This is a genomic window from Leucobacter sp. BZR 635 (assembly GCF_048061935.2).
Classification (GTDB): Bacteria; Actinomycetota; Actinomycetes; order Actinomycetales; family Microbacteriaceae; genus Leucobacter.
Genome location: NZ_JBLUNZ020000046.1, coordinates 1 through 25,459 on the forward strand (window position 1 = coordinate 1; position 25,459 = coordinate 25,459).

General features: G+C 67.5%; 27 protein-coding genes. 10 read left to right on the top strand and 17 right to left on the bottom strand.

From position 1 onward, the window contains the following. Positions 1-537: 537 nt before the first annotated feature. The 3 genes from ACI1US_RS09280 to ACI1US_RS09290 all read right to left on the bottom strand — a co-directional run bounded on the left by ACI1US_RS09280 (position 538) and on the right by ACI1US_RS09290 (position 6,347). Entirely contained in the window at positions 538-1,797 is a 1,260-nt protein-coding gene (locus tag ACI1US_RS09280; RefSeq protein WP_461639901.1) for an ABC transporter substrate-binding protein, read from the bottom strand. Between the two features lie 134 nt (positions 1,798-1,931). After that, positions 1,932-5,672: an AAA family ATPase gene (locus tag ACI1US_RS09285; RefSeq protein WP_461639903.1), complete on the bottom strand. Its 3,741-nt coding sequence runs from the start codon at positions 5,670-5,672 to the stop codon at positions 1,932-1,934. Positions 5,673-5,750: 78 nt separating this feature from the next. Further along, positions 5,751-6,347 (bottom strand): hypothetical protein, encoded by a 597-nt coding sequence (locus ACI1US_RS09290; RefSeq protein ID WP_461639905.1) that lies wholly within the window; start codon positions 6,345-6,347, stop codon positions 5,751-5,753. A gap of 147 nt (positions 6,348-6,494) precedes the next feature. Here ACI1US_RS09290 and ACI1US_RS09295 point away from each other — a divergent pair, with 147 nt between their 5' ends. Together ACI1US_RS09295 and ACI1US_RS09300 are read left to right on the top strand one after the other, a co-directional pair. After that, entirely contained in the window at positions 6,495-6,815 is a 321-nt protein-coding gene (locus tag ACI1US_RS09295; protein WP_461639907.1) for a MerR family transcriptional regulator, read from the top strand. Between the two features lie 5 nt (positions 6,816-6,820). After that, positions 6,821-7,234, top strand: coding sequence for a hypothetical protein (locus ACI1US_RS09300; protein WP_461639909.1), 414 nt, complete (start codon positions 6,821-6,823; stop codon positions 7,232-7,234). A gap of 153 nt (positions 7,235-7,387) precedes the next feature. Here ACI1US_RS09300 and ACI1US_RS09305 read toward each other — a convergent pair whose 3' ends face one another. The 3 genes from ACI1US_RS09305 to ACI1US_RS09315 all read right to left on the bottom strand — a co-directional run bounded on the left by ACI1US_RS09305 (position 7,388) and on the right by ACI1US_RS09315 (position 12,233). Continuing rightward, positions 7,388-11,020: an efflux RND transporter permease subunit gene (locus ACI1US_RS09305; RefSeq protein ID WP_461639911.1), complete on the bottom strand. Its 3,633-nt coding sequence runs from the start codon at positions 11,018-11,020 to the stop codon at positions 7,388-7,390. Positions 11,021-11,198: 178 nt separating this feature from the next. Then, on the bottom strand, positions 11,199-11,585 hold the full coding sequence (locus ACI1US_RS09310) for a DUF4260 family protein (protein ID WP_461639913.1): 387 nt from the start codon (positions 11,583-11,585) through the stop codon (positions 11,199-11,201). A 93-nt stretch (positions 11,586-11,678) separates the two neighbouring features. Further along, a complete protein-coding gene (locus tag ACI1US_RS09315; RefSeq protein ID WP_461639915.1) occupies positions 11,679-12,233 on the bottom strand; it encodes an OsmC family protein in 555 nt (184 codons plus the stop codon). A gap of 109 nt (positions 12,234-12,342) precedes the next feature. On the opposite strand from ACI1US_RS09315, the gene ACI1US_RS09320 reads away from it, so the two are divergent. From ACI1US_RS09320 to ACI1US_RS09335, 4 genes are all read left to right on the top strand, one after another. Next, positions 12,343-13,095 (top strand): alpha/beta fold hydrolase, encoded by a 753-nt coding sequence (locus ACI1US_RS09320; RefSeq protein WP_461639917.1) that lies wholly within the window; start codon positions 12,343-12,345, stop codon positions 13,093-13,095. 11 nt (positions 13,096-13,106) lie between these two features. Further along, complete coding sequence (locus ACI1US_RS09325; RefSeq protein ID WP_461639919.1) at positions 13,107-13,793, top strand: HAD family hydrolase; 687 nt, start codon at positions 13,107-13,109, stop codon at positions 13,791-13,793. 130 nt (positions 13,794-13,923) lie between these two features. Continuing rightward, positions 13,924-14,472 (top strand): GNAT family N-acetyltransferase, encoded by a 549-nt coding sequence (locus ACI1US_RS09330; RefSeq protein ID WP_461639921.1) that lies wholly within the window; start codon positions 13,924-13,926, stop codon positions 14,470-14,472. Positions 14,473-14,502: 30 nt separating this feature from the next. Then, positions 14,503-14,934, top strand: a complete 432-nt coding sequence (locus ACI1US_RS09335) for a GNAT family acetyltransferase (RefSeq protein WP_461639923.1) — start codon at positions 14,503-14,505, stop codon at positions 14,932-14,934. On the opposite strand, the gene ACI1US_RS09340 is transcribed toward ACI1US_RS09335, so the two are convergent. The 3 genes from ACI1US_RS09340 to ACI1US_RS09350 form a co-directional block, all read right to left on the bottom strand. Further along, positions 14,918-15,403, bottom strand: a complete 486-nt coding sequence (locus ACI1US_RS09340; protein ID WP_461639925.1) for a MepB family protein — start codon at positions 15,401-15,403, stop codon at positions 14,918-14,920. The two genes, ACI1US_RS09335 and ACI1US_RS09340, sit on opposite strands and share 17 nt — an antisense overlap. Before the next feature lie 83 nt (positions 15,404-15,486). After that, a complete protein-coding gene (locus ACI1US_RS09345) occupies positions 15,487-16,008 on the bottom strand; it encodes a DUF1648 domain-containing protein (RefSeq protein ID WP_461639927.1) in 522 nt (173 codons plus the stop codon). 10 nt (positions 16,009-16,018) lie between these two features. Continuing rightward, complete coding sequence (locus ACI1US_RS09350; RefSeq protein ID WP_461639929.1) at positions 16,019-16,315, bottom strand: hypothetical protein; 297 nt, start codon at positions 16,313-16,315, stop codon at positions 16,019-16,021. A gap of 55 nt (positions 16,316-16,370) precedes the next feature. Here ACI1US_RS09350 and ACI1US_RS09355 point away from each other — a divergent pair, with 55 nt between their 5' ends. Beyond that, complete coding sequence (locus ACI1US_RS09355) at positions 16,371-17,102, top strand: DNA methyltransferase (protein WP_461639931.1); 732 nt, start codon at positions 16,371-16,373, stop codon at positions 17,100-17,102. A gap of 131 nt (positions 17,103-17,233) precedes the next feature. Here the strand turns inward: ACI1US_RS09355 and ACI1US_RS09360 are convergent, their stop codons facing one another. From ACI1US_RS09360 to ACI1US_RS09370, 3 genes are all read right to left on the bottom strand, one after another. Further along, on the bottom strand, positions 17,234-17,854 hold the full coding sequence (locus tag ACI1US_RS09360; RefSeq protein ID WP_461639932.1) for a DUF6434 domain-containing protein: 621 nt from the start codon (positions 17,852-17,854) through the stop codon (positions 17,234-17,236). Continuing rightward, positions 17,844-18,182 carry a hypothetical protein gene (locus tag ACI1US_RS09365; RefSeq protein WP_461639934.1) on the bottom strand — a complete coding sequence of 113 codons (339 nt, stop codon included), beginning with the start codon at positions 18,180-18,182 and terminating at the stop codon, positions 17,844-17,846. The genes ACI1US_RS09360 and ACI1US_RS09365 overlap by 11 nt, the downstream gene beginning before the upstream one ends. Positions 18,183-18,335: 153 nt before the next feature. Beyond that, positions 18,336-19,931 carry an isocitrate lyase gene (locus ACI1US_RS09370; RefSeq protein ID WP_416549670.1) on the bottom strand — a complete coding sequence of 532 codons (1,596 nt, stop codon included), beginning with the start codon at positions 19,929-19,931 and terminating at the stop codon, positions 18,336-18,338. A gap of 220 nt (positions 19,932-20,151) precedes the next feature. Between ACI1US_RS09370 and ACI1US_RS09375 the strand changes: the two genes are divergently transcribed. Continuing rightward, positions 20,152-20,655, top strand: coding sequence for a hypothetical protein (locus ACI1US_RS09375; protein WP_461639936.1), 504 nt, complete (start codon positions 20,152-20,154; stop codon positions 20,653-20,655). A gap of 23 nt (positions 20,656-20,678) precedes the next feature. Here the strand turns inward: ACI1US_RS09375 and ACI1US_RS09380 are convergent, their stop codons facing one another. Beyond that, positions 20,679-21,374, bottom strand: coding sequence for a class I SAM-dependent methyltransferase (locus ACI1US_RS09380; RefSeq protein WP_461639938.1), 696 nt, complete (start codon positions 21,372-21,374; stop codon positions 20,679-20,681). An 11-nt stretch (positions 21,375-21,385) separates the two neighbouring features. Beyond that, complete coding sequence (locus ACI1US_RS09385) at positions 21,386-22,051, bottom strand: GNAT family N-acetyltransferase (RefSeq protein WP_461639940.1); 666 nt, start codon at positions 22,049-22,051, stop codon at positions 21,386-21,388. A gap of 278 nt (positions 22,052-22,329) precedes the next feature. Between ACI1US_RS09385 and ACI1US_RS09390 the strand changes: the two genes are divergently transcribed. After that, positions 22,330-23,025, top strand: a complete 696-nt coding sequence (locus tag ACI1US_RS09390; RefSeq protein WP_461639942.1) for a helix-turn-helix domain-containing protein — start codon at positions 22,330-22,332, stop codon at positions 23,023-23,025. Here the strand turns inward: ACI1US_RS09390 and ACI1US_RS09395 are convergent. The 3 genes from ACI1US_RS09395 to ACI1US_RS09405 form a co-directional block, all read right to left on the bottom strand. Then, entirely contained in the window at positions 23,001-23,399 is a 399-nt protein-coding gene (locus ACI1US_RS09395; protein WP_461639944.1) for a VOC family protein, read from the bottom strand. The two genes, ACI1US_RS09390 and ACI1US_RS09395, sit on opposite strands and share 25 nt — an antisense overlap. A 76-nt stretch (positions 23,400-23,475) precedes the next feature. Further along, on the bottom strand, positions 23,476-23,904 hold the full coding sequence (locus ACI1US_RS09400) for a hypothetical protein (RefSeq protein WP_461639945.1): 429 nt from the start codon (positions 23,902-23,904) through the stop codon (positions 23,476-23,478). A gap of 51 nt (positions 23,905-23,955) precedes the next feature. Further along, the gene (locus tag ACI1US_RS09405; protein WP_461639947.1) at positions 23,956-24,651 is read right to left on the bottom strand and encodes a helix-turn-helix transcriptional regulator; all 696 of its coding nucleotides are present in this window, start codon (positions 24,649-24,651) and stop codon (positions 23,956-23,958) included. A 77-nt stretch (positions 24,652-24,728) separates the two neighbouring features. Here ACI1US_RS09405 and ACI1US_RS09410 point away from each other — a divergent pair, with 77 nt between their 5' ends. Next, positions 24,729-25,454, top strand: coding sequence for an alpha/beta fold hydrolase (locus ACI1US_RS09410; RefSeq protein ID WP_461639949.1), 726 nt, complete (start codon positions 24,729-24,731; stop codon positions 25,452-25,454). The last annotated feature ends 5 nt before the right edge of the window (positions 25,455-25,459 follow it).

The window sequence follows — 25,459 nt, forward strand, 5'->3', positions numbered from 1 at the left end:
GCGGGCGGAGTACTGGAATGGACCGCGCCGTCCGGGCGCATCCACATCGACAGGCCACGGGATCTACTCCCGGAACACCGAGCATCAAGGCACACACCTCAACGCAAGGTCAGATTCAAGCCTGCAGCGAAAGAGCCCGAGCTACATCCTTTCTAACTCCCCGGTACACAGCGGCAGCCCCAAGCAGCGACCGCTGCCCATGTGGCCCCGCAAATTTGAAACTCTAGCGGCGAGCAACGTCGGCACCGCGGAGCTACGAAATGCGCACAGCCCGGGCGCACCTTCCCCCATGGCAAGGGCGCGAAGCGCCCGCGGCAGCCACGAGCACGAACGCCGACGCCGACACCGACACCGACACTGACACTGACACTGACGCCGACACTGACACGGGCACTGACACGGACACTCCCCGGGTGAAGCTGAAAGGCCGGGGCAGGACATCTCGGAGAGGCCTCACCCCTGAGCGAGACGAGTCCGCGGGAAACACTTCTGCCCCGGCTCGATGGGCCGGGGCAGAAACGTTGAGAGGATGAGAGCTTAGCCCTTGATCTCTCCGACAGCGATAGGCGTATTCGTCGCGTCGTACTTGTAGATGCCGATGAGTGCTGATGACGGCTCGTTCTTGTCGGTCAGCGGGCCGCTGCCTGCGCGGCCCTCGTAGTGAATTTCCTTGCCATCGTCGAGCAGCTCGACACAGTCAGCGAAGGTGCTGCAGGTCTCGCCGCCGTCGGTGCCGGACACTGCGTGGAGATTCGCGAGGATCGTCTCGGTGTCGGTGCCGCCACCCTTCTGAGCCGCGAGCGCGACGAGCATGACAGCGTCGTACGACTCGGGCGCGAAGTTCGTGCTCTGTGTCGCGGTGCTGTCTGCCGCGACGAGCGACTCGAGGAAGTCGCCCTCTGAAGCGCGACCGGGCGTGGTGCCCTGTGCGCCTTCGAGTAGGCCGTCATCGAACTCCTCGTAAGGAACCGTGTTGCCGTCAACGAGGTAGAGCTTCGAGAGATCGAAGTTCTGCGCTGCCAGCTCTGGGATGATCTGCTTCGCCTCTTCGTAGCTGACAATCGCAATCGCGTCGGGCTTCTTGGACAGCACAGCCGTCACCTCTGACGTGAACGACGTCTGCCCCTCCGGGAAGACCTCGTCGGCGCCGTAGACAAGTTCGGCGCCAGCATCCTCGATGGTCGCCTGGAAGTTGTCTCGAAGACCAATGCCGTAGTCATTGTTCTGCGCGAGAATAGCGACTGAGGTGTGGCCGTCCTGCAGGACGAGGTTGCCGAGCGCGCGCCCCTGAATGATGTCGGACGCGATGGTTCGGAAGTAGTTCTTGTTGATACCGGACATCGCGATGCCCGTGTTCGACGGCGAGCCCATCAGGATGCCGGCCTCCGTGAGGCGAGGCATCGCCGCGTTCGAGTTGCCGGTACCCATAGCACCGAGTACGAACGACGGATCAGCCTTGATGATCTCGTCGAGGCTCTTGTTCATGATGGTGGGGTCTGAGGCGTCATGCTCGTTCCCCTCGACGACCAGCTCGATGTCTTGGCCGAGCACGCCGCCAGCCGCGTTGATCTCTTCCATCGCAAGCTTGACCGCCGCACGCGGTCCGAAGATCAGGTGCGCGAGCGTGCCTGTCTGGGGCAGCAGCGTGCCGATCCGCAGCGCACCAGCGTCGGCGGTGGTGTCGGATGCCGTGTCCTCGGGGGCCTTTTCAGGAGTCGAAGAGCAGGCAGAGAGAGCGAGTGCTGCACCGGCGAACAGAGCGATCGCGGCGGCAGTCTTTTTGGAGTAAACCTTCATTGGCTACGCCTTTCCATACGTGTTGATACACCCCACCATTGGAGTAGTACTTTCGTAGCGTATCGCTGACTGCGAGCCTCATGGGGTCTGCACACCTGCCCGAGATGGATTCGTTAGATTCTGACCCGGTCGGACTACGCTTCGGCTCCGAGGCGCTGGCCTACGACCGCCGAAATCCCGTCCCGCCGCATGGAGACACCGTAGAGCGCATCGGCGATCTCCATGGTGCGCTTCTGGTGGGTGATGACGATGAGCTGCGAGGTCTCGCGCAGCCGTTCGAACACCTGCAACAGCCTGCCGAGGTTCGCGTCGTCGAGCGCGGCTTCGACCTCGTCCATGATGTAGAAGGGGCTCGGGCGTGCCTGGAAGATTGCGACGAGCAGCGCGACCGCGGCGAGGGATCGTTCGCCGCCCGAAAGCAGCGACAGCCGCTCGACCTTTTTGCCTGCCGGCCGCACCGAGATCTCGATGCCGGTCGTGAGGAGCTCATCGGGGTTCGTGAGCGCGATCTCGCCAGATCCGCCGGGGAAGAGGATCGGGAACACCTCTGCGAACGCCGCCCTCGTGTCTTCAAAGGCGGCCGCAAAGATGCCCTGCATGTGTTCGTCGAGTTCGTCGATGATCTGCCGCAGGTCTGCCCGAGTCTTTGTGAGGTCGCTGAGCTGTTCGACCAGGAACTTGTGCCGCTGCTCAAGCGCTGCGAACTCCTCGAGCGCGAGCGGGTTGATACGGCCAAGCTCGGTGAGTCGACGCTCGGCCTTCGCGAGGCGTTTCTCCTGCTCCGCACGCACGAATGGGATCGTGTCGCGGGCAGGCCGCTGCGCGGCGCCGGAGTCAGAATCGGTGTGGGCGTTGGCTTCGGCCTCGACTTCGGCAGCAACACTGGACTCCGCGGTGAGACCGAGCTCCTCGGCGAGCTGCTCTTCGAGGGTGAGCTCACTCGCTGGCTCAGCCGTACTGGCCGCGGCGGATCCGGATCCCGCCTCGTCGCCTCCCGCCGGAAGCTCGCCTACCGGGATCCCGACCTCGGGACCGTACTCAGCGACGAGCACCTCTTCGACGAGCCCGAGTTCGTTCCCAGCGCGTTCGAGCAGCGACGACAGCTGCAGCTTGCGCTCGTACCTCTTCAGCTCTGCCCCGTGGACGAGCTCGGTGAGCGACTGCAGGCGCGACCGCACCTCAGATTCCTCGGAGCGCAGTAGCGTGAGTTCCTGGCTGTTCCGCGCGCGCTCCTGTTCGGCCGCGGCCTGGGCGGTCCGCGCTTCGGAGAGTGAGCGGTCGCAGGCGTCGAGGATCCCCGGTAGCGCCTCCGCGACGTGCTCGGCCCGCGCGACCTGGCGAGAGCGCAGCACGGCCCGCCGAGCGGCCTCTTCCGCTGCTACTCGCTCGGCCTCAAACTGTGCGGCGACGGACTCGCTGCGCGCGTCGGCGGCGCGGGCGCGCTCCTTCGCGGTCTCGAAGCCGAGGCGTGCTTCGATTTCGAGCGAGCGCGCCTGGTCGACCTCGGCGAGCAACCCCTCGCGCTGGCTCGCGTCGAGGATCGGCCGCGGCCGCGCCTCCGCCTCCGCAAACGCCCGCTGCGCCCGTTCGGCGTCATCGGCCGCCTCGTCTTCAGAACCGGAGACCCCCGCGAGCGCAGTCGCCGCACGCTCAGCCTCCGAGCGGGTCGCCTCGGCGCGCACGACGAGCTGCTGCCGGCGTCTCGCGTGCTCGGCGAGGCGCGCGTCGGCCTCACGCAGCTCGGCGTACGCGGCGCGGCTCTCGCCCTTGAGCCGGGCGACGAGCTCGCGCTGGTCGGCGAGCGCCGCGGCTGCAGCGGCGACCTCGGTCTCGATCTGAGCGAGGCGGGCCCGGGTATCGGCGAGGTCTGCCGTGAGTTCGATGCGGGAGGGCGCGAGCCCCGATCCACCCGACAGCGTGTGCTCTGTGAGCACGTCGCCGCCGGGCGTGACGATCGTGAAGCCGCCGCCGGCGAGCTCCGAGCCAAGCGCCGCGGCTCCGCGCACCGCGGCGTCAAGGTCGTCGGCAACGTAGCTGCGCGCGAGCAGCCCACGCACGCCGTCCGGCGCGTCGAGGAGGATCTCGGAGACGGCGACGAGCCCCGCGACCGAGGCGGCAAGGCCACCGTCACCACCAGCGTCGCATGCACCCGCGTTTCCGGCCTCGGCGCCGGCCACTCGCGCAATCACCGCGCGCAGCCTGCCGAGGTCGCGATCGCGCGCGTCGGCGACGGCCGCCCCCGCAACAGCGTCGCTCTCCACGAGCAGGGCATCAGCGAACAGCCCGAGCGCTGCTCCGACGGCGGCCTCGTAGCCCTCGCGCACGCGCACGTGGTCGGCGACCCGCCCCAGCACGCCGGCCGGCGCGGCGGCGAGCATCTCCCCCGAGGCGTCGCGCTGGTCGAGCGATCTCGCGAGAGCGCTCGCGCGGGCTTCGAGGCCCGCGGACTCCTGCTCGAGCGCGTGCAGGGTGCTGCGCAGTTCGTCGACGAGCTGCTCCGCCTCGGTCTCGCGCTCCTGCGCCGCACGGTACGCGCCGTCGAGGCCACCCTCGGGGAGCTCGGCTGAGGCGCTTTCTGCTTCGAAGGCGGTGAGTTCAGCCTGCGCATCGGTCGCGCGAGTCTCGGCCTGCGTCACGGCCTGGGTGCGGCGCTCGAGTTCGGCGGCGATGGTGGATCGCTTCTGCTCGGCCGCGTCCACCCTGCCACGCAAGGCCGAGAGCTCGAGATCGTGCTTCGAGACGAGCTCTGCCTGGGCTTGGATCTGCTCGTCGATCGCGTCGAGCGCCTGCTGGGCGCGCCGCGTCGCTTGCTCTGCGGCCCGCCAGGCGTCTTCGCGCTCGGGGATGAGCGCCGCGAGCTCGTGAGCCTCCTCGCGGGCCTCATCGACCATGTTGCGGCTCGTGAGCTGCGTCTGTTCAGGGGCTTCGGACTGGGTCGCTAGGAACGTGAGCCGCTGCTGCGCCTGCGCGTAGAGCCCGCGCAGCTTTGCCTGCGCGCCCTCGAGCGCGAAGGTCACGCGGCGCGCGGCGTCGAGCTCGTCACCCTGCTGCTCGTGTTCGAGGCGTTCGATCCGGAGCTGTTTCTGCTCGACCTGCTCCTGCAGCACGATGCGCTCGGAGTGCCGCTCGGACTCGTCTTTGGCGAGGCTCGCGAGCTCGGTACGCAGCCGCGTGACGTCGTCGGCGAGCAGCCTCGCCTTCGCGTCGCGCACCTCGGCCGCGATGCCCTGTGCCTGGCGCGCCACCTCTGCCTGCCGGCCGAGCGGCTTGAGCTGGCGGCGGATCTCGCCCGCGAGGTCATTCAGCCGGGTGAGGTTCGTCTCCATCGCGTCGAGCTTGCGCACCGTACGCTCTTTGCGCCTGCGGTGCTTGAGAATCCCGGCGGCCTCCTCGATGAAGCCGCGGCGATCCTCAGGGGTTGCGCGCAACACAGTGTCGAGCTGGCCTTGGCCGACGATGACGTGCATTTCGCGGCCGAGACCGGAGTCGCTGAGCAGTTCTTGGACGTCGAGGAGTCTGCACGATTCGCCGTTGATCGCGTACTCGCTCGAGCCGTTGCGAAACAGGATACGGCTGATCGTCACCTCGGTGTACTCGATCGGGAGCGCCCCGTCGGAGTTGTCGATCGTGAGGCGCACCTCGGCGCGGCCGAGCGGCCCGCGGGTGGACGTACCCGCGAAGATGACGTCTTCCATCTTGCCGCCGCGGAGCGTCTTCGCGCCCTGCTCGCCCATGACCCACGCGAGCGCGTCGACGACGTTCGACTTGCCGGAGCCGTTCGGGCCGACGATAGCGGTCACCCCGGGTTCGAACTGGAAGGTCGTCGGCTGCGCGAACGACTTGAAACCGCGAAGCGTGAGGCTCTTCAGGTGCACGCCATCTCCCTTCCGCTCATTCGTAGCTCGCGCAGATTATTTCCAAACCTTACCGCGTGAATCGCGCGAGATCCCTTATTACGCGCCGATGCCCTGGGCGACGAGCGCTACCACGACCCCGGCGAGCAAGAACCCCGAGACCCCGAGCACCCAGCGGAGCACCCGGGGGCCGCGCTCGGTCACGGTGGCGAGGGCGAGGCCGTACCCGAGCCCCGCGACGAGGACCGCTGGCAGCAGCACGACCGCGAGGAACATGAGCTGGCCCCAGCCGTCGCCCGCAGCCGCGCCCGGAACGAACAGCAGGGTGAGGATCACGAGCGCCAGGCCTGCCGCGTAGCTCATCGCCCCAAACAGCAGCGATTGCGTGAAGGGAACGTATTCGGTGAGCACGCGCTGGGTGACTGCGGCGAGCGCAGCGCAGCCGAGCGGCGGGGCGGCAAGCACGAAGGCGGCGTAGCCGAGGCTCGGGAAGAAGTAGTCTGCCCTCCCCTGGCCGAGGACAAGCGCGTTCACGATGACCCAGATGATCCAGACAAAGAGGACGCAGAGGGCGACGCGCCACACCTTCGACCAGAGCGTGGTTCGGAGCCATGGGTGGCCTGGGTCTGCGGGATCCGGGCCTGCGGGATCCGGGCCTGCGGGATCCGGGTCTGCAGAGCAGGTCTGTGTGTTCATGGGTGTGGGCTCGGTCTCTCGTTGGGGCATGTGCGCCCATCGGGGTACTGTCATGGATCGTGTCCAGAGTTCGCGAGGGCCGTTCTGGATGCGACACTACCCGACCCCACACCTCACGCATAGGCGCACCAAAGTGGGCGGAGCGAGATGCTTGGGGTATTCGCTGGCGTCGCTGGCGTGAGCACACGCGCGATCCGCCGCTGGCACGAGATCGGACTCCTCCCCGAGCCCGAGCGCCGCTCGAACGGGTACAAGCGGTACGACACCACCCATCTTGTTCGCGTGCTGCGGATAAAGCGGCTGAGCTCCCTTGGGTTCCGGCTAGACCGGGTTGGCGAGATGCTCGACGGGGCCGTCCCTGAGGGGCAACTGCCACGCACTCAACTTCCGAGCTGGCCGAGCTCAGGTCTGCGCTTGACGGCAGGATCGCCGAGCTTGAGCGGGTGCGGCGTGACATCGACGAGTTGATTGCTGTGGACGGCCCACCGGATGTCTCGCCCGCGGCGCTGCGCGTCCAGGCCGTGCTCGGGGAGGATCAGACATCGCGCGACATCGCGATCCTGCTGACCCAGCTCACGGAAGAGGGGTACCTCGCGGCAGTCGTCGAGCGACTCGCGGGCATCGACGAGGGTCTGCGGGAGATCGAGCGGGAGTTCATCGGGCTTGCTCCGACCGCGTGTGACACGGAGATCGCGGATCTCTCGCAGCGCGCCGCGTACCGAGCGCGGGCGTTCCTGGTGGCGACTGAGCGGCTGGCGGCCCCGCCTGGGGGCGCCGCTGACTCGCACCCCGTTGATCTTCTCACCGATGCGCTCCTCGGCCCGATGAATCGAGCGCAGCGCCGAGTCGTGGGGGCCGTGCTCGATGCGCTCGCCGATCTCGCCTAGACGGCCGGGACCACCCTCGCCGCGGCCGTCATACTCCCACTCCTCGGGAGCCTCACCGTGACACTACTCGCGGCCGCAGGGGCGGCGGCACTGATCGTCCGCCGCCGCAGGGCCCCAGGGCCGCAGTGCCGCAGTGCCGCAGTGCCGCAGGGGCTAGCTCCGCGCGGTGCCCTCGCCCTCGCCCTCCCCTAGCCCGAGTTCCGCGGTGAGGTCGCGGCTCTCGGCGGCGAGCTCACCGGCTCGCTGCTCGGCACGCTCGGCCCGCCGAGCCGCGCGCTTTGCCAGCTTCCGGTCGCGTCGACGCTCAACCAGCGTGTACAGCACAGGTACGAGGATCAGGGTGAGCAGCGTCGATGAGACAAGCCCTCCGATCACGACGATCGCGAGCGGGCGCGAGATGAACACGCCGCCGCCCGTGAGCCCGAAGGCCATGGGCAGGAGCGCGAAGATCGTCGCGGCGGCAGTCATGAGGATCGGGCGCAGGCGCAGCCTAGTGCCGTGCTCGACTGCCTCTTCGAGCGTCGCGCCGCTCGTTCGCAGCCGGTTCACGAGATCCATGAGCACGATCGCGTTCGTCACCACGATGCCGATGAGCATGAGCAGCCCGATGAGCGCGGGCAGCCCGAGCGGAACGCCCGTGAGGAGGAGTCCGAGGATCGCGCCGGTTGCCGCAAACGGTACCGAGACGAGCAACACGAAGGGTCCGCGGAAGTTGCGGAACGTGGCGACCATGACGAGTAGCACGAGCATAATCGCGGCGAGCATCGCGATGCCGAGCTGGGTGAAGGCCTCATCTTGCTCTGCGCTCACACCGGCAACGTCAAAGGTCACGCCTGCCGGAAGGTCCACGGTCGCGATCGCACGCTCCACGGCCTTGTTCGCCGCGTCGAGCTGCCCCTTGCGCGGCTCAACTGACAGCGCGACCTGCCGGTCACCGTCAGCGCGGATGATCATCGGTGCGGTGAGCTCTTCAGTGACGGTCGCGACATCGGAGAGCTTGAGGGGCACGCCCTTCACGTCGGCCGCGGCCTTCTGTTCAGCCTCCGCAGCCTGCTGGTCGACGAGCTGCTGCGCGGCATCGCTTTGGCTTTGCCGCAGGGCCGCAATCTGTTCGTCCATCCCGGTAATGCCGGCCTGTGCGCCCGCAATCGCACTCTGCAAGCCAGCAAGCTGCTCCGCACGCTCCTGCGCTGCCTGTTCCTTCCCCGCGTCGCTCGGGTCGACGGGCGGGTAGGGCGTCACCGGCGCCTCCGAGAGCTCGGCGAGCTGCGCGTTGAGCTCACCGAGCTGCTGCACGAGTTCCCCGCGCTGCACTCCGGCCTCCCAGATCTGGTTGCTGAGCTCGGTGTTCGCCTCGAGCCGCATGCGCTCGGCCTCGGCCTCGGCCTTCTCCTGGAGCGCGTCGCCCGCAGCCTTCTGGGCGAGCGCGGTCTGCTGAGCGGTCACCGGTAGCTTGAGCTCACCGAGGTTCGCCGCGGTGTACTCGGTACCCGGGGTTCGCAACACGATGTCGCGTTCGCTACCGGCAAGCATCATCCGCCCGATGGTTTGCCCCTCGAGCGCCTCATGGATCGCCTGCGCAACGCCTGCCCTGTCGAAGCCGAGACCCGCTGCCTTCGCTTCGTCGAGTTCAACGCGCATGAGGGGTTCTTCGCCCTTGAGCTCGCTGTAGACGGACTTCACGCCCTTCGCGTCCGTGAGTTCCTTTTCGAGGAGTTCACTCGCCTTGCGCATCGCGACGGGGTCGTTGCCGCGGATCTGCAGCGAGATGCCGCCGCCGCCCGATCCCTCGCCAACAAACGCGTCCTGCGTGAGCAGCCGCAGCTCCCCCGCTCCCTCGAGCTTGTCGAGCCGCGATTGAACGGCGTCGCTCACTTGATCGGCGTCTGAGCCGTCCGCCAGCTGCAGGCTGTAGGAGATTTCACCCGCGCCGTTTCCGACAGGAATCGTGGTCATCACGTCGCGCACACCGGTGACCTTGCCGAGCGCTTCCTCGACGGGCTCGGCAGCCGCAACGAGATCACCGGTGCCGGCCTCAACGGTCTGCGTGAGCTGCAGGCTCTCCTGCCCCGACGAGCCGAGGAAGTCAGTCGGAATGAACACTGCCAACACGAGCGTCACCGCGAGGATGAGCCCCGAGCTCACGAGCGTGATCACCGGGTGCCTGCGCGTCGCAGACAGCGCTGGCATGACCGCGCGTTGCAGCCGGTCTGGTGCGGTGTGGATCTCGCTGAGCTCCGAGGGGACATCTGATTCGTGCTCGACTGTGGCCGTTTCGTCAGCCTCACCCGACACCGCCGCTGCGTCGCCCTTCGGCTTCGGCGGCTTCTGCATGAACCAGTAAGCGAGCACGGGAACGATCGTGAGTGCGACAACGAGCGACGCGAGCAGCGCAATCGACACCGTAATCGCGAACGGCCTGAAGAGCTGGCCGGCCATGCCCGACACGAACGCGATGGGAAGGAACACGGCAACCGTCGTGAGTGTCGACGCTGTGATCGCTCCAGCGACCTGGCGCACCGAGGCGACGATCCCCTCGACCGTGAGCGGCCCGCTCCCGCGCCTGCGGCTAATGTTCTCAATGACGACGATGGAGTCGTCGACCACACGGCCGATCGCAATGGTGAGCGCGCCGAGCGTCAAGATGTTAAGGGTGTTGTCGCTCCATTGCAAGCCGATGAGCGTGATGAGCAGCGACAGCGGGATCGACACGGCGGCGATAATCGTCGAGCGCCACGACGCGAGGAACGCGAGGATGACGAGTACCGCAAACGCGAGACCGAGGCCGCCCTCGACCGCGAGGTCGTGAATCGACTGTTCGATGAAGGGTGCCTGGTCAAAGATCGTCACGAACTCGGCCTTCAGGCCGGGTGCTTGGCGGTCGAGCTCCGCGGTCACCGCGTGCGAAATCTGTACGACGTTTGCGCCCTGCGACGGCGTGATGGTGAGCGTCAGCGCGGGCTTCCCGTTCACCCGCGAAATCGTGTCAGCCGGGATCGCCTCCGTGCGCACGTCGGCGAAGTCAGAGACCCGCACAACCCCGTTCTCGACAGCGATCGGGAGTGCCCCGATCTCCTCGACGGAGCCGAGCGCGGTGCCGACGGTGATCGGCATCGATCCCTCGTCGGTTGCGGCCTGTCCCGCGGGGAGGCTCGCACCGTTCGCCCGCAGCACGGGTTCGATCGCGGCGGGATCCACCTGAAGCTTCACAACGTCCGCGGGGCGCAGATCCACCACGATGCGCTGGGCCTCGCGGCCCGACAGCTCGGCCTTCTGCACCCCGGGGATCGCCTGGAGTGCTGGCACCAGTCGCTGCTCGAGCGCGTCGCCGAACGTCGCCTCGTCGCCGGTGGTGCCTGCGCTGAGCATCATCGCCGGCATGTCGTCCGCGCCGCCCGAGTACACCTCGGTGACGGCACCGCTCGGGAAACCCGTCTTCACCGCGTCGACCGCACCGCGGAGGGCACGCATCGTCTCGTCTGCGTCCTCGTCGAACGGCCACTCGACGGTGATGCTCGAGTAGCCACTGAGGGTGTTGGAGGTCACGCTGGTCACCCCCGGCACCGCGCCCAGCGCCTGCTCGATCGGTTCGGTGACGGTATCGACCATCTCTTCCGGGGCGAGGCCCTCGGCTTGCACCGATACAAACGCCATCGGCACCTTCATCGATGGCATGAGCTCTTGCTTGAGCGCCCCCATCGAAATGATGCCGAGCACGGCGACCGCGAGGGTCACGAGTCCGACGATGAGACGATTCTTCAGACTGAGTCTGGTGAGCGGGGTCATAGAGTCTTTCGGGCAGGATCGGACGCTCGTACCCGTCAATTCTGCTGCGCTGACCCCACCGGCCGCGTCGTACCGTGGTACGACGCGGGTCCTCCCACGGGATGATCTTCCCGGGCGCGGCGCGGTTCAGCGGCCCCGCCAGCCCCGCGGCCCCGCGGCCCCGCCGGGCCGACCCGCGCTACACGACGGGGATAATGCTGCCGTCGGGCGCGCGCCTGCCGAAGTTCAGGGCGCGATCCGCCGCGATGTGCACAAACCACGCTAGCCCCGCGATGCCCAAGAACCAGCTGCCGCCGTCCATGCCGCCGGTGAGGAAGAAGATCACCAGGCCGACCGCGAGCACAGCGACCGCGACCAGCGCGTTGTGCATGGCGTTGTAGAACGCCACGCGCTCGGGCTTCAACCGCCCCTTCTCAGCGAAGGCACCGATGAGTGCGATGTCGGGGAGGATCGCGAAGGTGACCGCAACCGCCACGGCGGGTGCACCAAACCAGACGCACCACAGCACGGTAATGATCAGCCAAAGGAGGGCGCTCATGCCCCACACAACGCGCGAATAACCCATGGGCTCATGGTACCGCTGTGCTGGGGTGGGAGGCTGGGCGGGGCCCGCTACCGCACCCCGCTACCACCCCGCTACCGCCCCACTTCCGCCCTGCTACGCCTTAGCGACGGTCACTGAGACCGGCGTCGGGTTCGCAAACAGGTCGTAGACCGGGCAGTTGATGTCGACCGCGTCGCGCAGCGCCTCGTAACGCTCCTGCGTCTCGGGGCCGGTGAGCTCGACGTGGAGCCGGATCGCGCTGAATCCGGGCCGCACCGAGTCGTCCTTGCCGAGCAGCCGCGCGGCATCGAGGTCGCCCTCGGCGGTCACGCGCACGTCGTCAACCTGGATACCGAGTGCCTGCGCGTAGAGCCGGTAGACGACGACCTGGCAGCCGATGAGCGCGCCAAGTGCGTAGTCAACCGGGCTCGCTGCGATGTCGTCGCCCGCGAGAGCCGCGGGCTCGTCGATGAAGAACTCGTGCTTACCGGCGCGAACACGGGTCGCGACGCCGCCCTCGCCCACGCCCTCGGCGCGGTAGGTGAGCTGCGATGAGGATCGGTTCGCGTCGATCCGCTTTGCCCACGCAGCGCCGGCCTGCTGGAGGCGCGTCGCCCGCTCGTCGGACGTGATCTCGGGAACGATGCTGGTGTCTGTGAGAGTAGTCATGGCTGCCACAGTAATCACGAAATTCCGCGGTCGCACTGCGCCGCGACACACTCAGCAACACGACGTTATTTGGCGTCATCTGGGCTTCTCGCTGTTATGCTTCGGCCTTATGAACACTATGATTTCGGGTTCCGGATCTGACGTGCTCTTCCTCCACGGCGGCGGGGTCTCCGGCTGGATGTGGAAACCCGTGATCAATCAGCTGGCAGGAACAGTTCGGTCGATCGTGCCTGACCTTCCCGGCCACGGCACCAGCGGAACGATCGATTACGTCTCGCACGACGACACGGTCGCGCGGCTCGCTGATCTCATTCGCGACCGGGCACCCCGCGGAGCTGTCGTTGCGGGGTTCTCCCTTGGCGGCCAGCTCGCCATCGCGCTCGCGAGCGCCCACCCCGAGCTCGTGCGCGCAGCGCTCATCGTCAGCGCCGAGACAAAGCCAGCCCCCGCGCAGGCGGCAACGCTCGCATTACTGAAGCGCACCGCCCCGCTCGCACAGCAGGAGTGGTTCGCAAAGCTCCAGGCAAGACAGCTCGGTGTGCCGGGGGCGTATCTCGCGAACTATGTCCGCGACAGCCAGTCGCTCAGCGTGGAAACCTTGCTCGCGAGCGTCAGCGAGAATATCGCGTTCACGCTGCCAGACGCGTGGTCGAGCTTTACTCGCCCGGTCACCGTTGTGGTCGGCACGAAGGAGCGCAAGCTCATGCACGACTCCGCGAAGCTCACCCACGCCGCGATCCCCCACAGCGAACTTGTCATCGCAGATGACGCGGCGCACGACGCGCCCTTCACCAGGCCTAAGCTGCTCGCCGAGCGGATCCGCGTGCTCGTCCGGGCCACCGGCCCACGCTACGCGGAGTGAATGCGTCACCCATGACCTCCCACGTCTACTTCGACTTCTTCGGCACCTTGGTCGACTACGACCCCTCGGTGCTCCCGGACACGGCGAATGCCCCGTACGACTTCGCGGCGCGAGCCGGAGCAGGCATCTCCGGGGCGCACGCGAGCGAGCTGTGGCAGCGAGCCTGGACCGAGCTTGATACCGCCGCGCACGCCTCAGGCCGTGAGTGCTCAATGCTCGATATCGCGGGCCGGTACGCGGAGCTCCTCGGCCAAGCGGGCTTTGCGATCCCCTCCGGTGGTCTCGATCGCCTCGTCAGCGAGTACCTCGAGGCGTGGACCACGAATATTCGCCTTGCGGCCGGCGTCACCGACTGCCTCACGGATCTCGCGCGCGACCACACCCTTTCGGTCGTGAGCAACACGCACGACGCCGGGCTCGTTCCGCGCATGCTCCGCCGGTTCGGGATCGCCGACTACTTCACCAACGTCTTCACTTCGGTGGAGCTCGGGTGGCGAAAGCCCCACCCCGAGATCTTTGCCGCGGTGCTCGCCGAAGACGCAATCACGGCCGACCAGGCCGCATTCGTGGGCGATAACTGGGAAGCCGATGTCGAGGGGCCGCAGGCCGCCGGCATGCGCGCGTTCTACGTGGGCATCCCCGCGCCCGGCCGAGCACCTGTCGAGTTCTGCGCCCTCCCCGACCTCATCCGCGGATAACCTCGCGCGAGGGCACCCGCAAGCTGTCTGCGGGCCGCTGCAGCCTGCAGGCTCTGCAGCCTAGTCTCGTGACGGATGCCCCGCCGTTGCGGCGCACGGCCAGCCTTACCGCGCGTGCAACAATGGCCGCATGGTTATTGAGACCCGCCGACTGTCGCTGCGCGAACTCACTGAGCAAGATCTCCCCGCGCTCCGGGAAATTCTGCAGGATGCCGAGACTATGACTGCGTACGAGGGCGCATTCGACGATGCCATGGTCGAAGCTTGGCTCGCACGCATGCTCGACCGATACGCGAATGACGGATTCGGGCTCTGGGCAGTCACGCTGCGCGATCCCGCTCGTTCGGAGTCTGAGCGGATGATCGGCCAGTGCGGGCTCACCCGCCAGCAGATACTCGGAGCTGACGTCGTCGAGGTCGGGTACCTCTTCAACCGGGCGTATTGGCACCAGGGTTTTGCGGTCGAGGCAGCCGCCGCGTGCCGGGACTACGCTTTCGAGGCCCTCGGGGCAGAGCAGGTCTATGCGCAGGTGCGCGACACAAACATCGCTTCCATGAATGTCGCGATACGCCTCGGGATGACCGTGCGCGGCCGGTTTGAGAAGCACTATCGTGGCGTAGACATGCCGCACCTCGCGTTTGCCGTCGACCGCTCTGCAGCGAAGGCTCCGCTGGCATAGCCGGGCGCTGCCCTGCGGTAGCTTGTGTAGATGTTTACCGCAGCGACGATCCGACAGTTCCACCCGAGTGACACCGAAGCAGCCGTCGCTCTCTGGGAGACCTGCGGACTCACCCGGCCGTGGAACGATCCCCGCGCCGACATCGCCCGCAAGCTCAGCGTGCAGCCCGAACTGTTTCTTGTGGCGGAAATAGCGGGCGAGATCGTCGGCAGCGTCATGGCAGGCTACGACGGTCACCGCGGCTGGATGTACTACCTTGCGACGGACCCCGAGCACCGCGGTCGCGGGATCGGCCGGGCGCTCGTCGCCGAGGCGGAGCGCCTGCTTGAGGGGATCGGCTGCCCGAAGGCACAGCTGATGGTGCGTTCGGACAATGCGGCGGCCCAGGGCTTCTACACGGGCCTCGGCTACGAGCTCAACGAGGTGCTCGTGCTCGGCAAGCGACTCATCGCGGACGCGTAGCCGCGTTTCCTGGTGGAACGATCCCTTCGAGCGCCTCGAACGCGGGTGCCTGCGCGCGCTGAGTGCGAGCTGCCTGCCCATTCAGGCCGGTGCTCCAGCTCGGATACACCCGGAAACCGCGCTTGCCCCGAGCACGCGCCGAGCTGGTGATGCCGAGCTCGGCGAGGAGGGCGCGCGAGAAGCGAAACACCCCGAACTGCGACCCCTCGGTCACGAAGACGAGCAGCCCGGTCGCCCGGTCCTCGGCAGCAAACGGCCGGGTCGTGCCGTCGGGGCCGCGCTCCCACACCGCGACGAAAGCGCCCGGCTTCGTCGGGGTGACGCGCGCGGTGCGGATCCGCCAGAGCTCGCCACCGAGCGAGACGGTGCCGGACTCGTAGCCGCTGCTCTCTTCTTCGCCCCACGGGCCTTCGACAACCAGACCTGTCTCGTCGCGCTGCAGGTATCGGTCGAGGCTCGAGAAACTCACCGCCCCAGGGTACCGTCCCAGCCCCATCGAAGCGCTCTCGGGGCGCTCTCGGGGCGCCCCCAACCGCGGTTGCGTGCAGTGATTCAGTGCGACGCGTTGATGATCCGCACGACGCCAACTCCCGTGACGCCGAGCGCCGCCGCGGCCATGAACAGGGTGAAGAACCCGAGGTCAATCTCGAACAGCGTGCTCAGCGCGAAGCTGACGGCGATCAGCGAGACCACGAAGGCAAGCCAGACCATTATCCGCTCCCCCTCCCGGTAGACCGCCTGCGCGCTTTCCACCGTGATCTCGGTCGGATAGTTGAACAGGTGCGGCTTCGACGACAGCCAGACTGAACCAGACACGATCACGACGAAGATCCCGATGAGCAGAAAGACGTTGCTCTTCGAGCCCCAACCGTCGGCGGTGCCGGCGAGGTTGAAGTGGATCGGGATCTCGTCGGGCAGCGAGGCGTAGCCGCTGACGACCGCAAGCGCGGAGCCCACGGTCAGCGCGATGGATCCGCGCCGCAGCCAGATGGTCACCGCATCGGTCCGGTATGACTTGCGTGGCCGGCCGGCGGGTTTCGCAGCGGGCTCCGCGGGGCTCCCTGACGTGCTCATGGCCCCCACCCTACTGCCGGAAGGTGGGGTCGGCCCACGAGGGCGATTCGGGGTGATTGGGCTCCCACCCCGCCAGGCGCGTCAGCCCAGCGCCGCCTGCGCGAGCATACTCTGCCCACACGACGACGTACCGGCCTTGCCGGTGCGCTTCGGCCCACTCGAGCACCTCGTGCACGCTCTCGGCACCCTCAATTCGGTGCTCTGAGGAGGCGCGCTGCGCATCCCAGAAATCCACGCGGTAGACGGGCGAGTGATCCTCTTCGGTCACGTATCGCGGATCGACCAGAGTGGCACGCAGCTTCGACATACGCTGAGGCTACGCGCCCCCGGCTGCACTGAGCAAGCCGCGGTACACTACGGGGGTGAGTATCCCTTCCGAAGAGCTGCTCGAACGCCCCGCACGACTCTCCCCGCTTGACCGGACGCTGACCGCGACGCTTGCAACGTTTCTCGCCGAGCGACCGCCCGGAGCCGAAGAGGATGTGCACATGGTCGCCGCGCTCGTCGACCACGTGCTCGAGCGCTGCAGTGCGCCTGGCGATCTCGTGTTCGATCCGTTCGCCGGATTCGGCACCACGATCGAGCGCGCCGCGCGGTTGGATCGGCGCGCGCTCGGGATCGAGCTGCTCCCCGAGCGCGTCGAGCAGTTGCAGCGGCGCGTTCCCGGGGCGCGCGTCATCGAGGGTGACGCCCGCGAGCTGCTCCGGATCGTGCGCGCTTCCTCCCCCGCGGTCGCGGACGGCTCGGTGGATCTTGTGCTCACCTCACCCCCGTATATGACGAAGGAGCACCACGAGGCCGATCCGCTCACCGCATATGAGCAGAACACCGGCGACTACGGCAAGTATCTGCAGGAGCTCAGCCTGGTCGCGGCGCAGTGTGCCCGGCTCGTGAAGCCCGGCGGCTTCGTCGTCTGGAACGTCGCGGACATCCACCACATGGGCGCAACAACGCCGCTCATCGCGGACTGCGCGCGGGTGCTCGAACGGCATCTCGAGCCGGCCGGCCTCACCGAGATCCACTGGGACACGCTCCCCCACGACCTCGTCGCAGACGCGCTCCTCGTGTTTCGCCGCGCGGCACAGTCCCACTAAATAGCGCTCAGAAGATATGTCTTCAGCGAAGTCAGGCCTGCTCAGCAGCAGAAAGGCCCCGACCTCGCCGAACACATATCCTTTCGACGCCCCTGATCGCTGAGACCTACGTCCCGAACGATGAGGAGCCCCTACGCGCGGCCGCGCTCGTCGATGGGACGGCTGCGGTACGCGGCCCAGGCGGCGAGCAACTCGCCGCGATCCCCTGCGGGGTGCTCGGCATGCCAGGCGCGCGTGAAGCGGTTGTACTCGAACTGCTTGTCAATGTCGCGGGGTGCCTGATCCCGCGTCGCGTGCCAGTGCGCCACCGCGTCGCGCATCGTGCGCGTGCCGTCTGACTCGGCAAAGAAACCGCGCATCTCGGCGTCGAAGTGGAACGCCTCGCCAACCTGCTCGATCATCCACGCGCGAACGAGCTGGCTCGAGCGTTGGCCCGCGGGGATCACGGTCTCGTCCGTGAGTTCGCCTGCGAGCTGCCGCGATCCCCGCGCGCGTGCGGTGGTGGTGGGCTCAGCGAACGCTTGGCCCGCGAGCTTCGCGGCGATCCGCTCAGACAGGAGGGCCTTGCTTCCTGTCGCCCGGATCCCGAGCTCACGCGCGAATGCTGCGAGCTCGTCTTTCAGCCAATACCAGCGCTGAAACTCCGCGGCAGTCAGCCGCGCTGAGAGTTCGGGCCGCGCCTGCTCCTCGCGGGGCTCACCGTGCTCCGGGGCGCTCGATGAAGGCTGTGACGGCGGCACGCTAGTCGCCAAACGTGCAGCCCTCGGCCGAGATCACGAGACTCATTGCTGGGGCCCCGGCAGTGAGCTCGGCCTCGCCTGAGCAATAGTCGAGCGCATCGATCTTGAGCCAGCCGAGGGGGACGTCTTCGATGACGCGCCCATCTCCTTCCCCAAGCTCGACCAATTCGACTTCCTCGCCGCCAACGCTCAGGGCAATCTCAACGCTGTCACTTCCGTGGTCAGCAGCGAACTCGCTCACCTGCAGCGTCACCGTGCCCGTGGGCACTTCGGCCGCGCAGCCGGCGAGCGCCAGGCCGGTGACTAGTGCGAGGGTTCCGGAGGCGAGGAGGCGTTGCATACCCCCAGTCTCCTGCATCGCCAGGCACAGGCCGTAACCGAGGCGCGCGCGGCGCGGCGATCCACCGCACAACACAAACGGGGGCCCGGCCGAAGCCGAACCCCCGTTTGCGGGAAATGTGATCGCCTCTACAGGGCTGAGCCCCGGAGACTGTTAGTTGAACTGGTTCATCGTGTTGTCCTTACCACCTGCCTTCAGCGCTGCGTCACCTGCGAAGTACTCCTTGTGGTTGTCGCCGATGTCGCTGCCAGCCATGTTCTGGTGCTTGACGGTCGCGATGCCCTGGCGGATCTCCTCGCGCTGCACATCACGAACGTAGGTGAGCATGCCCTCGTCACCGAAGTAGCCCTTGGCCAGGTTGTCGGTCGACAGCGCGGCCGTGTGGTAGGTCGGCAGGGTGATGAGGTGGTGGAAGATGCCGGCGCGAGCGGCTCCGTCGCGCTGGAAGGTGCGGATCTTCTCGTCTGCGAGGTCAGCGAGCTCGGTGCCGTCGTAGTCGACGCTCATGAGGGCGTCTCGATCGTATGCCGAGACGTCCTTGCCCTCTTCTGCGAGCTGGTCAAATGCCTGCTGGCGGAAGTTCAGGGTCCAGTTGAACGAGGGGCTGTTGTTGTAGACGAGCTTCGCGTTCGGGACGACCTCGCGGATCCGATCCACCATGCCTGCGATCTGCTCGACGTGCGGCTTCTCGGTCTCGATCCAGAGCAGGTCTGCGCCGTTCTGCAGCGACGTGATCGAGTCGAGCACGCAGCGGTCCTCGCCGGTGCCCGCACGGAACTGGAAGAGGTTCGATGCGAGACGCTTCGGGCGCAGGAGCTTGCCGTCGCGCTTGATGACGACGTCGCCGTTGCCGAGGTCTGCGTCGGAGATCTCTTCGACGTCGAGGAACGAGTTGTACTGGTCACCGAGGTCGCCCGGGGTCTCGCTCACGGCGATCTTCTGGGTGAGGCCCGCGCCGAGCGAGTCGGTGCGCGTGACGATCACGCCGTTGTCGATTCCGAGCTCGAGGAATGCGTAGCGGATCGCGTTGATCTTGGCGATGAAGTCCTCGTGGGGCACGGTGACCTTGCCATCCTGGTGGCCACACTGCTTCTCGTCGGAGACCTGATTCTCGACCTGCAGCGCGCATGCGCCTGCCTCGATCATCTTCTTTGCGAGGAGGTAGGTCGCCTCAGGGTTTCCGAAGCCCGCGTCGATGTCGGCGATGATCGGCACGACGTGGGTCTCGAAGTTGTCGATCTGCGACTGAATGAACTCAACGGCGGTCTCGTCGCCGGCGACGCGTGCATCGTCGAGCTGCGAGAAGAGCAGGTCGAGCTCGCGGGCATCAGCCTGGCGGAGGAAGGTGTAGAGCTCCTCGATGAGCGCGGGGACCGAGGTCTTCTCATGCATCGACTGGTCGGGCAGCGGGCCAAACTCAGAGCGGAGTGCGGCGACCATCCAGCCGGAGAGGTAGAGGTAGCGCTTGTTCGTGGTCTTCAGGTGCTTCTTGATCGAGATCATCTTCTGCTGGCCGATGAAGCCGTGCCAGACGCCGAGCGACTGGGTGTAGAGCGACGAATCTGCGTCGTACTCTTCCATGTCCTTGCGCATGATGTCGGAGGTGTACTGCGCGATCTCGAGGCCGGTCTTGAAACGGTTCTGCGCCCGCATGCGTGCGACGTACTCGGGATTGATGCGGTCCCAGCTGCTGCCGTGCTGCGCCTTGAGTGCTTCTACGGCTTCGATGTCGTTGCTGAATGCAGTCATGGTGACTCCTTTGTAGTGATTGCCAGATCACGTCGCGGTGATCTTTCTGGGCTAGTTCTTACTCTGCCCCCTCTGCAACCACCCGAACCCACAATTCCGGGGTGAAATTTGCGGGTATTTCTGCCCTCTAGAAAATTCCGCCCATTCAAACGTCTGTTTCTCGTTGCCGCGCGACCCACGCCCGAGCCCTGAATACCCCGGGTCGGGCTACAGTTAATTTATGACGCAGCAGGATTCGGGATCCCCCAGCACCCGCTCCGAGTATGTGCATGTCGAACGCGCGACCGGAAGCGCCCGGCTTGGCCCGGCCATCGCGCTGGGGATCGCGGCGGCGTTCGCCGCGCTCATCGCGGCCGCAACCGACTCGCTCATGGCGTGGGTCGCGCCCGCAGCTCTCGCTGCGTTTGCCGCGTGGTGGATCTGGGTCGCACGCATCACGGTCGCAGTCGATCGCGACTCCATCCACTTCGCGGCACCACTGTTCCGGCGATCAGTCCCCCGCGAGACCATCGCACAGGTGCGGGTCACACCTGACGATGGGATGAACCCCGGGATCCTCAACTGGATCGCGGTGCCCGCCGAGGTCGACGGCGAGAAACTCACGCGGCTCAACATGGGCGGCGCGGCCGCCCTCACCATCACGCCAAGCGCGGGCAGGGGGATCCAGGTCGTCGCCCGCGACTTCGAGACGGCGAACCGGCTCGCGGAAACGCTGCGCGCGTAGGGCACCCAGCGACAGCGGACGCGCTATCGCAGCGCGTTGCGGGTGGCGATGAGTGCTCCGTGCCGGCGCGAGCCCGGGTCGCTCCGCTCCTCGGTGTGGATCACCGTGAATCCGGCAGCCGCTACCTCGCGGCTCAGCTCTTCCATCGGCCAGAAGTACGCAGTCGTCACCGCGTGGGCAAACGGTTCTCGCACCGGGCCCTCGAAGAACCCGACGGCGAGCCCACCGCCTGGGCGCAGGATGCGGTGGAACTCGGCAAGCGACTCGCGCACCTCGCTCGGCTCCGCGTGGATGAGGGAGTACCAGTTGAGCACCCCGTCGACCGTGCCCTCAGCCGCGCCGGTCGCTTGCGCCGACGCTAGGTCGAATCGCTGCTGCGGGTAGCGGGCCCGGGCGAGCTCGACGAACTCGGGCACGGAGTCGATCCCGCGCGCGGCAACGCCCGCCTGGGTGAGGAGCCGCGTCCACTGCCCAGGCCCGCAACCGACATCGAGCACAGTTGCCGCCGAAGCAGCCTGACTGAGTCCGTGAGCCCAGTCCAGCACCAGCTCGACGTCCGGGGCCGCGAGGTGCTCGACGCCGCCGAGCAGCTCGGCGTACTCGCGCGCCCTGCTGCCATAGTCGCGCACCACCGCGGCGGGAGCCCCGCAGTCGCGCACCACCGCGGCGGGAGCCCCGCAGTCGCGCACGACCGCGGCGAGCGCCTCCTCCTGCCCCACAGCAGTGCAGCCTAGGCGTCGCGCGAGCCGGAGCGAGGCTGGTCGCTACCCATTTCGCCGTGCCCGGTGGCCGCGGGCCGACTCATCGAGTAGACGGTTGGCCCCTCTGGGATGTGTGTGGTTGCGTCGACCGCGAAGCCCAGCCGGCGGTAGAGTCGCACGTTGTCTTTGGATGAGGTTTCGAGTGCCACGGGCGCGGAGAGTGCATCGATTGCAGCGAGCCCGGCGCGAACCACTGCCGACCCGAGGCCCGCCCCCTGGCTCTCGGGCGAGACGCCAACGGTGGCGAGCGTCCACGCGCCCTCCGGGCCTGGCGGGAGCGAGGCACGGAGCAACCGGCCGAGTCGATCGCCATGCAGCTCGCCGACGCGCTGCTGCAGTGCCTCCGATGGCTGCGGCGCGTCTGGCGGCAGGAAGGCCGCGACAGCGCGCAGGTTGCTCTCGACGCAGATACGGCCATGCTCGAGCGCGTGGCCTAGGTACTGCAGTTGTAGCTCTTCGAGGCGCGCGTCGTACTCCTCTGCCGGAATGCTCCATTGGGTCCAGGGATAGGCCGCAAAGGCGTCGGCGAGCACACGCGCAAGACTCGGCAGGTCCGCTGCCGTAGCCCGCCGGATGCCGATAGCGGCGCCCGCTTGTCGACCCGCTGCTTGACTCCCCCGCTGCCGCTGCTCCATACCGAGAGTCTAGTTTGCTGGGGCGGGGCCCCGTCCGAGCAGCGAGTGACTTGCGCGATCAGAATCAGCCCCCTGGCGCGACTCCTGCACTGCAGCAGCCACGAACGACGCTCAAAGGACATGTTCTCGGCGAGGTCAGGGATGTTAAGCAGTCGAAAGACCCTGACCTCGCTGAGAACATGTCCTTTCGGCGCGCTGGGGGTAGGGGGCAGGAGGCTTGGGGCACCTTCAATTGGGAGCGCCCGTGAAGCTCAGGCTGCCCCGATAACCTGTGTGCAATGTATTCCGAGTCGCTCCTGCCGAACGGCGCCGCCCTCTGGCGTTCCCAGGGCAGCGCCGGCGGGGCCGTGATTCCCGCCGACGGGTCCGTCGACCTCATCGTGCGCGACGACCGCGTGTTCGTCGCTGGGCCATCAACGATGCGGATCGTGTCGGAGCGCGACGGCGAGGGTGGATCGCTCGGGCTGAGGATCCCTCCCGGTCATGCCGCCCAGCTGTTCGGGCCGGCCCTCCCCGAGATCGCCGACCAGCTCGTGCCTTTCAGCGACCTCGCACACGACCCCGGGGCCGGCCAGCTGCGTGATGCGATGCTGCGGTGGGGTCGCGGCGGGACCTCGCCGACGAGCCTCGCTCAGGCAGCGTCCGTACTCGCGGCAGCACACGCAGCACACAACGCGTGGGCTGACGCGGTGCGCCGCGCAGCTGGCGGACTCGTCCCAGCCGGCTCCGCAGCCGAGCAGTTCGGCGCGTCAGAACGATCCTTCCGCCGGCGTATGCTCGGCGTCTTCGGCTACGGGTACGCGACGCTCGTGCGCATCGAGCGAGCGAGTCGCGCGCGGGCACTGCTCGAGGGCGGATCCTCCCTCTCCGACGCCGCGGCCACCGCGGGTTTTTCCGACCAGCCGCATCTCTCGCGCGAGTTCCAGCGACTGGTTGGAATGAGCCCGGGTCAGTTCGCGGCGAGCTCCGCGTAGAGGTCAACCGAGTTGCCGTCGGGGTCGAGGAGCGTCGCGTAGCGCTGCCCCCAGTGCGCGTCCCAGGGCTCGACGTGCCCGCGGTAGCCGGCAGCGATGAGCGCCGCATACGAGGCGTCCACCTCGGCCGCCGTCCCCTTGTCGAAGGCGAGCGCGATGCGATGCCCGCCGGTCGCGGGCTCGAAGGCAGGATCGAAGCCGCGGATCGTCTCGATGGTGTCCCACGCGACAACGACGCCGTCGTCGAGCTTGCCGTCGACGTGGGGCGCGTCATCCTGCCCCGGTTCGATGTGCACGCCCAGGGCGCGGTAGAAGGCGAGCGAGGCGCCCATGTCGCGGGTAACGATTCCGATAAAACCAAGTGTCAATGTCATGGCATCAGGCTACGGGCGGCCCCGGACCGGCGTCTTGAACAGAACGGCCACGCGCCCGAATCACTCTCGACGCGAGCTAGGCCACGGTCCCGTCAGCCCGACCCGCGGCACGGCGAAGCGTCAGCCACAGCAGCACGAAGTACACAATCGCGGCAAGCCCCAGCGCGAACACGAACTCTCCGGCTCCGAGCCACAGCCGCTGGAACGCCGCGAACGCTACCCAGTACACGCCGACCGCGGTAGGTGCGAGCCAGGTATACGCGAAGCCAGTCTTTCGTGCGGCGAACCGCGTGATGAAGTGGCCGATCACGAATGTCGCCACCGCCGCAACCGAAGCGTAGCCAGCGGCATTCATCGACCACCCGGCCACGCCGCCACCATCCCAGTGCATGATAACCCCGGACGAGGGCACTGCGACCCAGCTCAGCCCCGCAGCGAGAAGCGCGATACCGATCTCCAGCGGTATGGGGCTTGACCTCCGTCGTTGCGCTTCCTGACTACTCATCGCCCCACCATAACAAGCACCGATCCGGCACACGTAACGACGCGGCCCGGCTCACCCCTCGGCGCGCAGCGGCCTCGCCGTCTCGGGCGGGGCGCCTATCTCCGCGATCTCGTGCCCGCTGCACGCGAGCTGCGTGACCGTCGCGCGCGCAACCCGGGAGATCACGAACCACCGAATCCCCTCACGCAGCCGGCACCACGCGATGAGGTACCAGCGCCCCCCGGTGGACGCGAAGATGATCGGTTCGACGTCGCGGCGCGTCTCATCTCCCGCGCCGGATACGTAGCGGATCCGCACCACCAGCTGCTTCGCCATCGCCTCTTCGAGCGCGGAACGCACCACTCTCGTCGCCGTCTCCTCCGCGTTCACCCAGATGCGGTTCGCGAGCTGATCGGCCTGCGCACGTGTCTCTGGATCGAGCACGTCGAGGATCTTCCTGACACCCGCCGCGGCGAGATCCGAGTACGGCGCCTCCGACGCGGCCGAGACCGCGGCGAGAAGCGCAACCGACTCGGCCGGGCTCAACCGCACGGGAGGAAGGCTTGCCTGCGCGATCACCCCGTACCCGCCGCCGGGCCCGGGCCGCGACCAGACCGGCAGCCCGCTGTTGTCGAGCGCCTCGATGTCGCGCTTAACTGTGCGCAGTGAGACGCCAAACTCGCGCGCAAGGCGCTCAGCCGTCACCCCGCGGGCGCCACTGCGCCGCAGCACCTCTGACAGCGCTTGCAACCGCTCGATCCGCCTCATATTCCCGCCTCGCCTCGCCTAAATCATGCCAGAAATAGTGACATGCCGCTGTCCTCCGGCCGCGCGAGGATTGAGGCATGACATCGCACGAGCAGAGCCCCACACTCATCCTTATCCCCGGCCACTGGCTCGGTGCCTGGGCGTGGGATGAGGTCACCGCCCACCTGGCCGCGACGGGCGGGCGCGCGACAGCGCTCACGCTCCCGGGCCTCGACCCCACCGACGTAGATCGCGCCCTGCGGACGCTCGATGACCAGTTCCGAGCGATCGAGTTGACGGTGCGCGACAGCGCGCAGCCCGTCGTGATCGTCGCGCACAGCGGCGCAAACGGGCCGGTGACGCTCCTGCTGGATCGCCACCCCGAACTCGTGCACCGGGTGATCTGGGTGGACAGCGGCCCGGTCGCGCCCGGAACCGCCTTCGCTGCCGACTACCCGGCCGGTGCCGGGGCGCTGGAGCTGCCCCCATTCGAGGAGCTCGCTGGGCAGGCAAGCATTGCGGGCCTCAGCGCCGACGCGCTTGCGCAGTTCCGCGCGCGAGCCGTCGCAGAGCCCGCGGGCGTGCTTCGGCAGCGGGTCGAGCTCTCGAACGAGGCGCGGTTCGACGTGCCGACGACGTTTGTGTGCAGCTCGCTGCTGAGCGCAGAGGTGCGGGAGATGGCCGCCGCTGGTCACCCCATGTTCACCGAGGTCGAGCGCTACAGGCGCGTCACCTTCGTCGACCTCGAGACCGGTCACTGGCCCATGTGGAGTAGGCCGGCTGAGCTCGCCGAGATCATCACGTCCGCTGCGGCACAGCAGTGATCGTG

Coding starts and splice junctions, on each gene's coding strand:
- ACI1US_RS09375 (WP_461639936.1), top strand. CDS start 20,152: ATGACGCAGCAGGATTCGGGATCCCCCAGCACCCGCTCCGAGTATGTG.
- ACI1US_RS09290 (WP_461639905.1), bottom strand. CDS start 6,347: ATGAACACACAGACCTGCTCTGCAGACCCGGATCCCGCAGGCCCGGAT.
- ACI1US_RS09410 (WP_461639949.1), top strand. CDS start 24,729: ATGACATCGCACGAGCAGAGCCCCACACTCATCCTTATCCCCGGCCAC.
- ACI1US_RS09295 (WP_461639907.1), top strand. CDS start 6,495: ATGCTTGGGGTATTCGCTGGCGTCGCTGGCGTGAGCACACGCGCGATC.
- ACI1US_RS09345 (WP_461639927.1), bottom strand. CDS start 16,008: ATGAGCACGTCAGGGAGCCCCGCGGAGCCCGCTGCGAAACCCGCCGGC.
- ACI1US_RS09405 (WP_461639947.1), bottom strand. CDS start 24,651: ATGAGGCGGATCGAGCGGTTGCAAGCGCTGTCAGAGGTGCTGCGGCGC.
- ACI1US_RS09320 (WP_461639917.1), top strand. CDS start 12,343: ATGAACACTATGATTTCGGGTTCCGGATCTGACGTGCTCTTCCTCCAC.
- ACI1US_RS09330 (WP_461639921.1), top strand. CDS start 13,924: ATGGTTATTGAGACCCGCCGACTGTCGCTGCGCGAACTCACTGAGCAA.
- ACI1US_RS09280 (WP_461639901.1), bottom strand. CDS start 1,797: ATGAAGGTTTACTCCAAAAAGACTGCCGCCGCGATCGCTCTGTTCGCC.
- ACI1US_RS09325 (WP_461639919.1), top strand. CDS start 13,107: ATGACCTCCCACGTCTACTTCGACTTCTTCGGCACCTTGGTCGACTAC.
- ACI1US_RS09400 (WP_461639945.1), bottom strand. CDS start 23,904: ATGAGTAGTCAGGAAGCGCAACGACGGAGGTCAAGCCCCATACCGCTG.
- ACI1US_RS09305 (WP_461639911.1), bottom strand. CDS start 11,020: ATGACCCCGCTCACCAGACTCAGTCTGAAGAATCGTCTCATCGTCGGA.
- ACI1US_RS09385 (WP_461639940.1), bottom strand. CDS start 22,051: ATGGAGCAGCGGCAGCGGGGGAGTCAAGCAGCGGGTCGACAAGCGGGC.
- ACI1US_RS09310 (WP_461639913.1), bottom strand. CDS start 11,585: ATGGGTTATTCGCGCGTTGTGTGGGGCATGAGCGCCCTCCTTTGGCTG.
- ACI1US_RS09365 (WP_461639934.1), bottom strand. CDS start 18,182: ATGCAACGCCTCCTCGCCTCCGGAACCCTCGCACTAGTCACCGGCCTG.
- ACI1US_RS09370 (WP_416549670.1), bottom strand. CDS start 19,931: ATGACTGCATTCAGCAACGACATCGAAGCCGTAGAAGCACTCAAGGCG.
- ACI1US_RS09390 (WP_461639942.1), top strand. CDS start 22,330: ATGTATTCCGAGTCGCTCCTGCCGAACGGCGCCGCCCTCTGGCGTTCC.
- ACI1US_RS09315 (WP_461639915.1), bottom strand. CDS start 12,233: ATGACTACTCTCACAGACACCAGCATCGTTCCCGAGATCACGTCCGAC.
- ACI1US_RS09350 (WP_461639929.1), bottom strand. CDS start 16,315: ATGTCGAAGCTGCGTGCCACTCTGGTCGATCCGCGATACGTGACCGAA.
- ACI1US_RS09395 (WP_461639944.1), bottom strand. CDS start 23,399: ATGACATTGACACTTGGTTTTATCGGAATCGTTACCCGCGACATGGGC.
- ACI1US_RS09335 (WP_461639923.1), top strand. CDS start 14,503: ATGTTTACCGCAGCGACGATCCGACAGTTCCACCCGAGTGACACCGAA.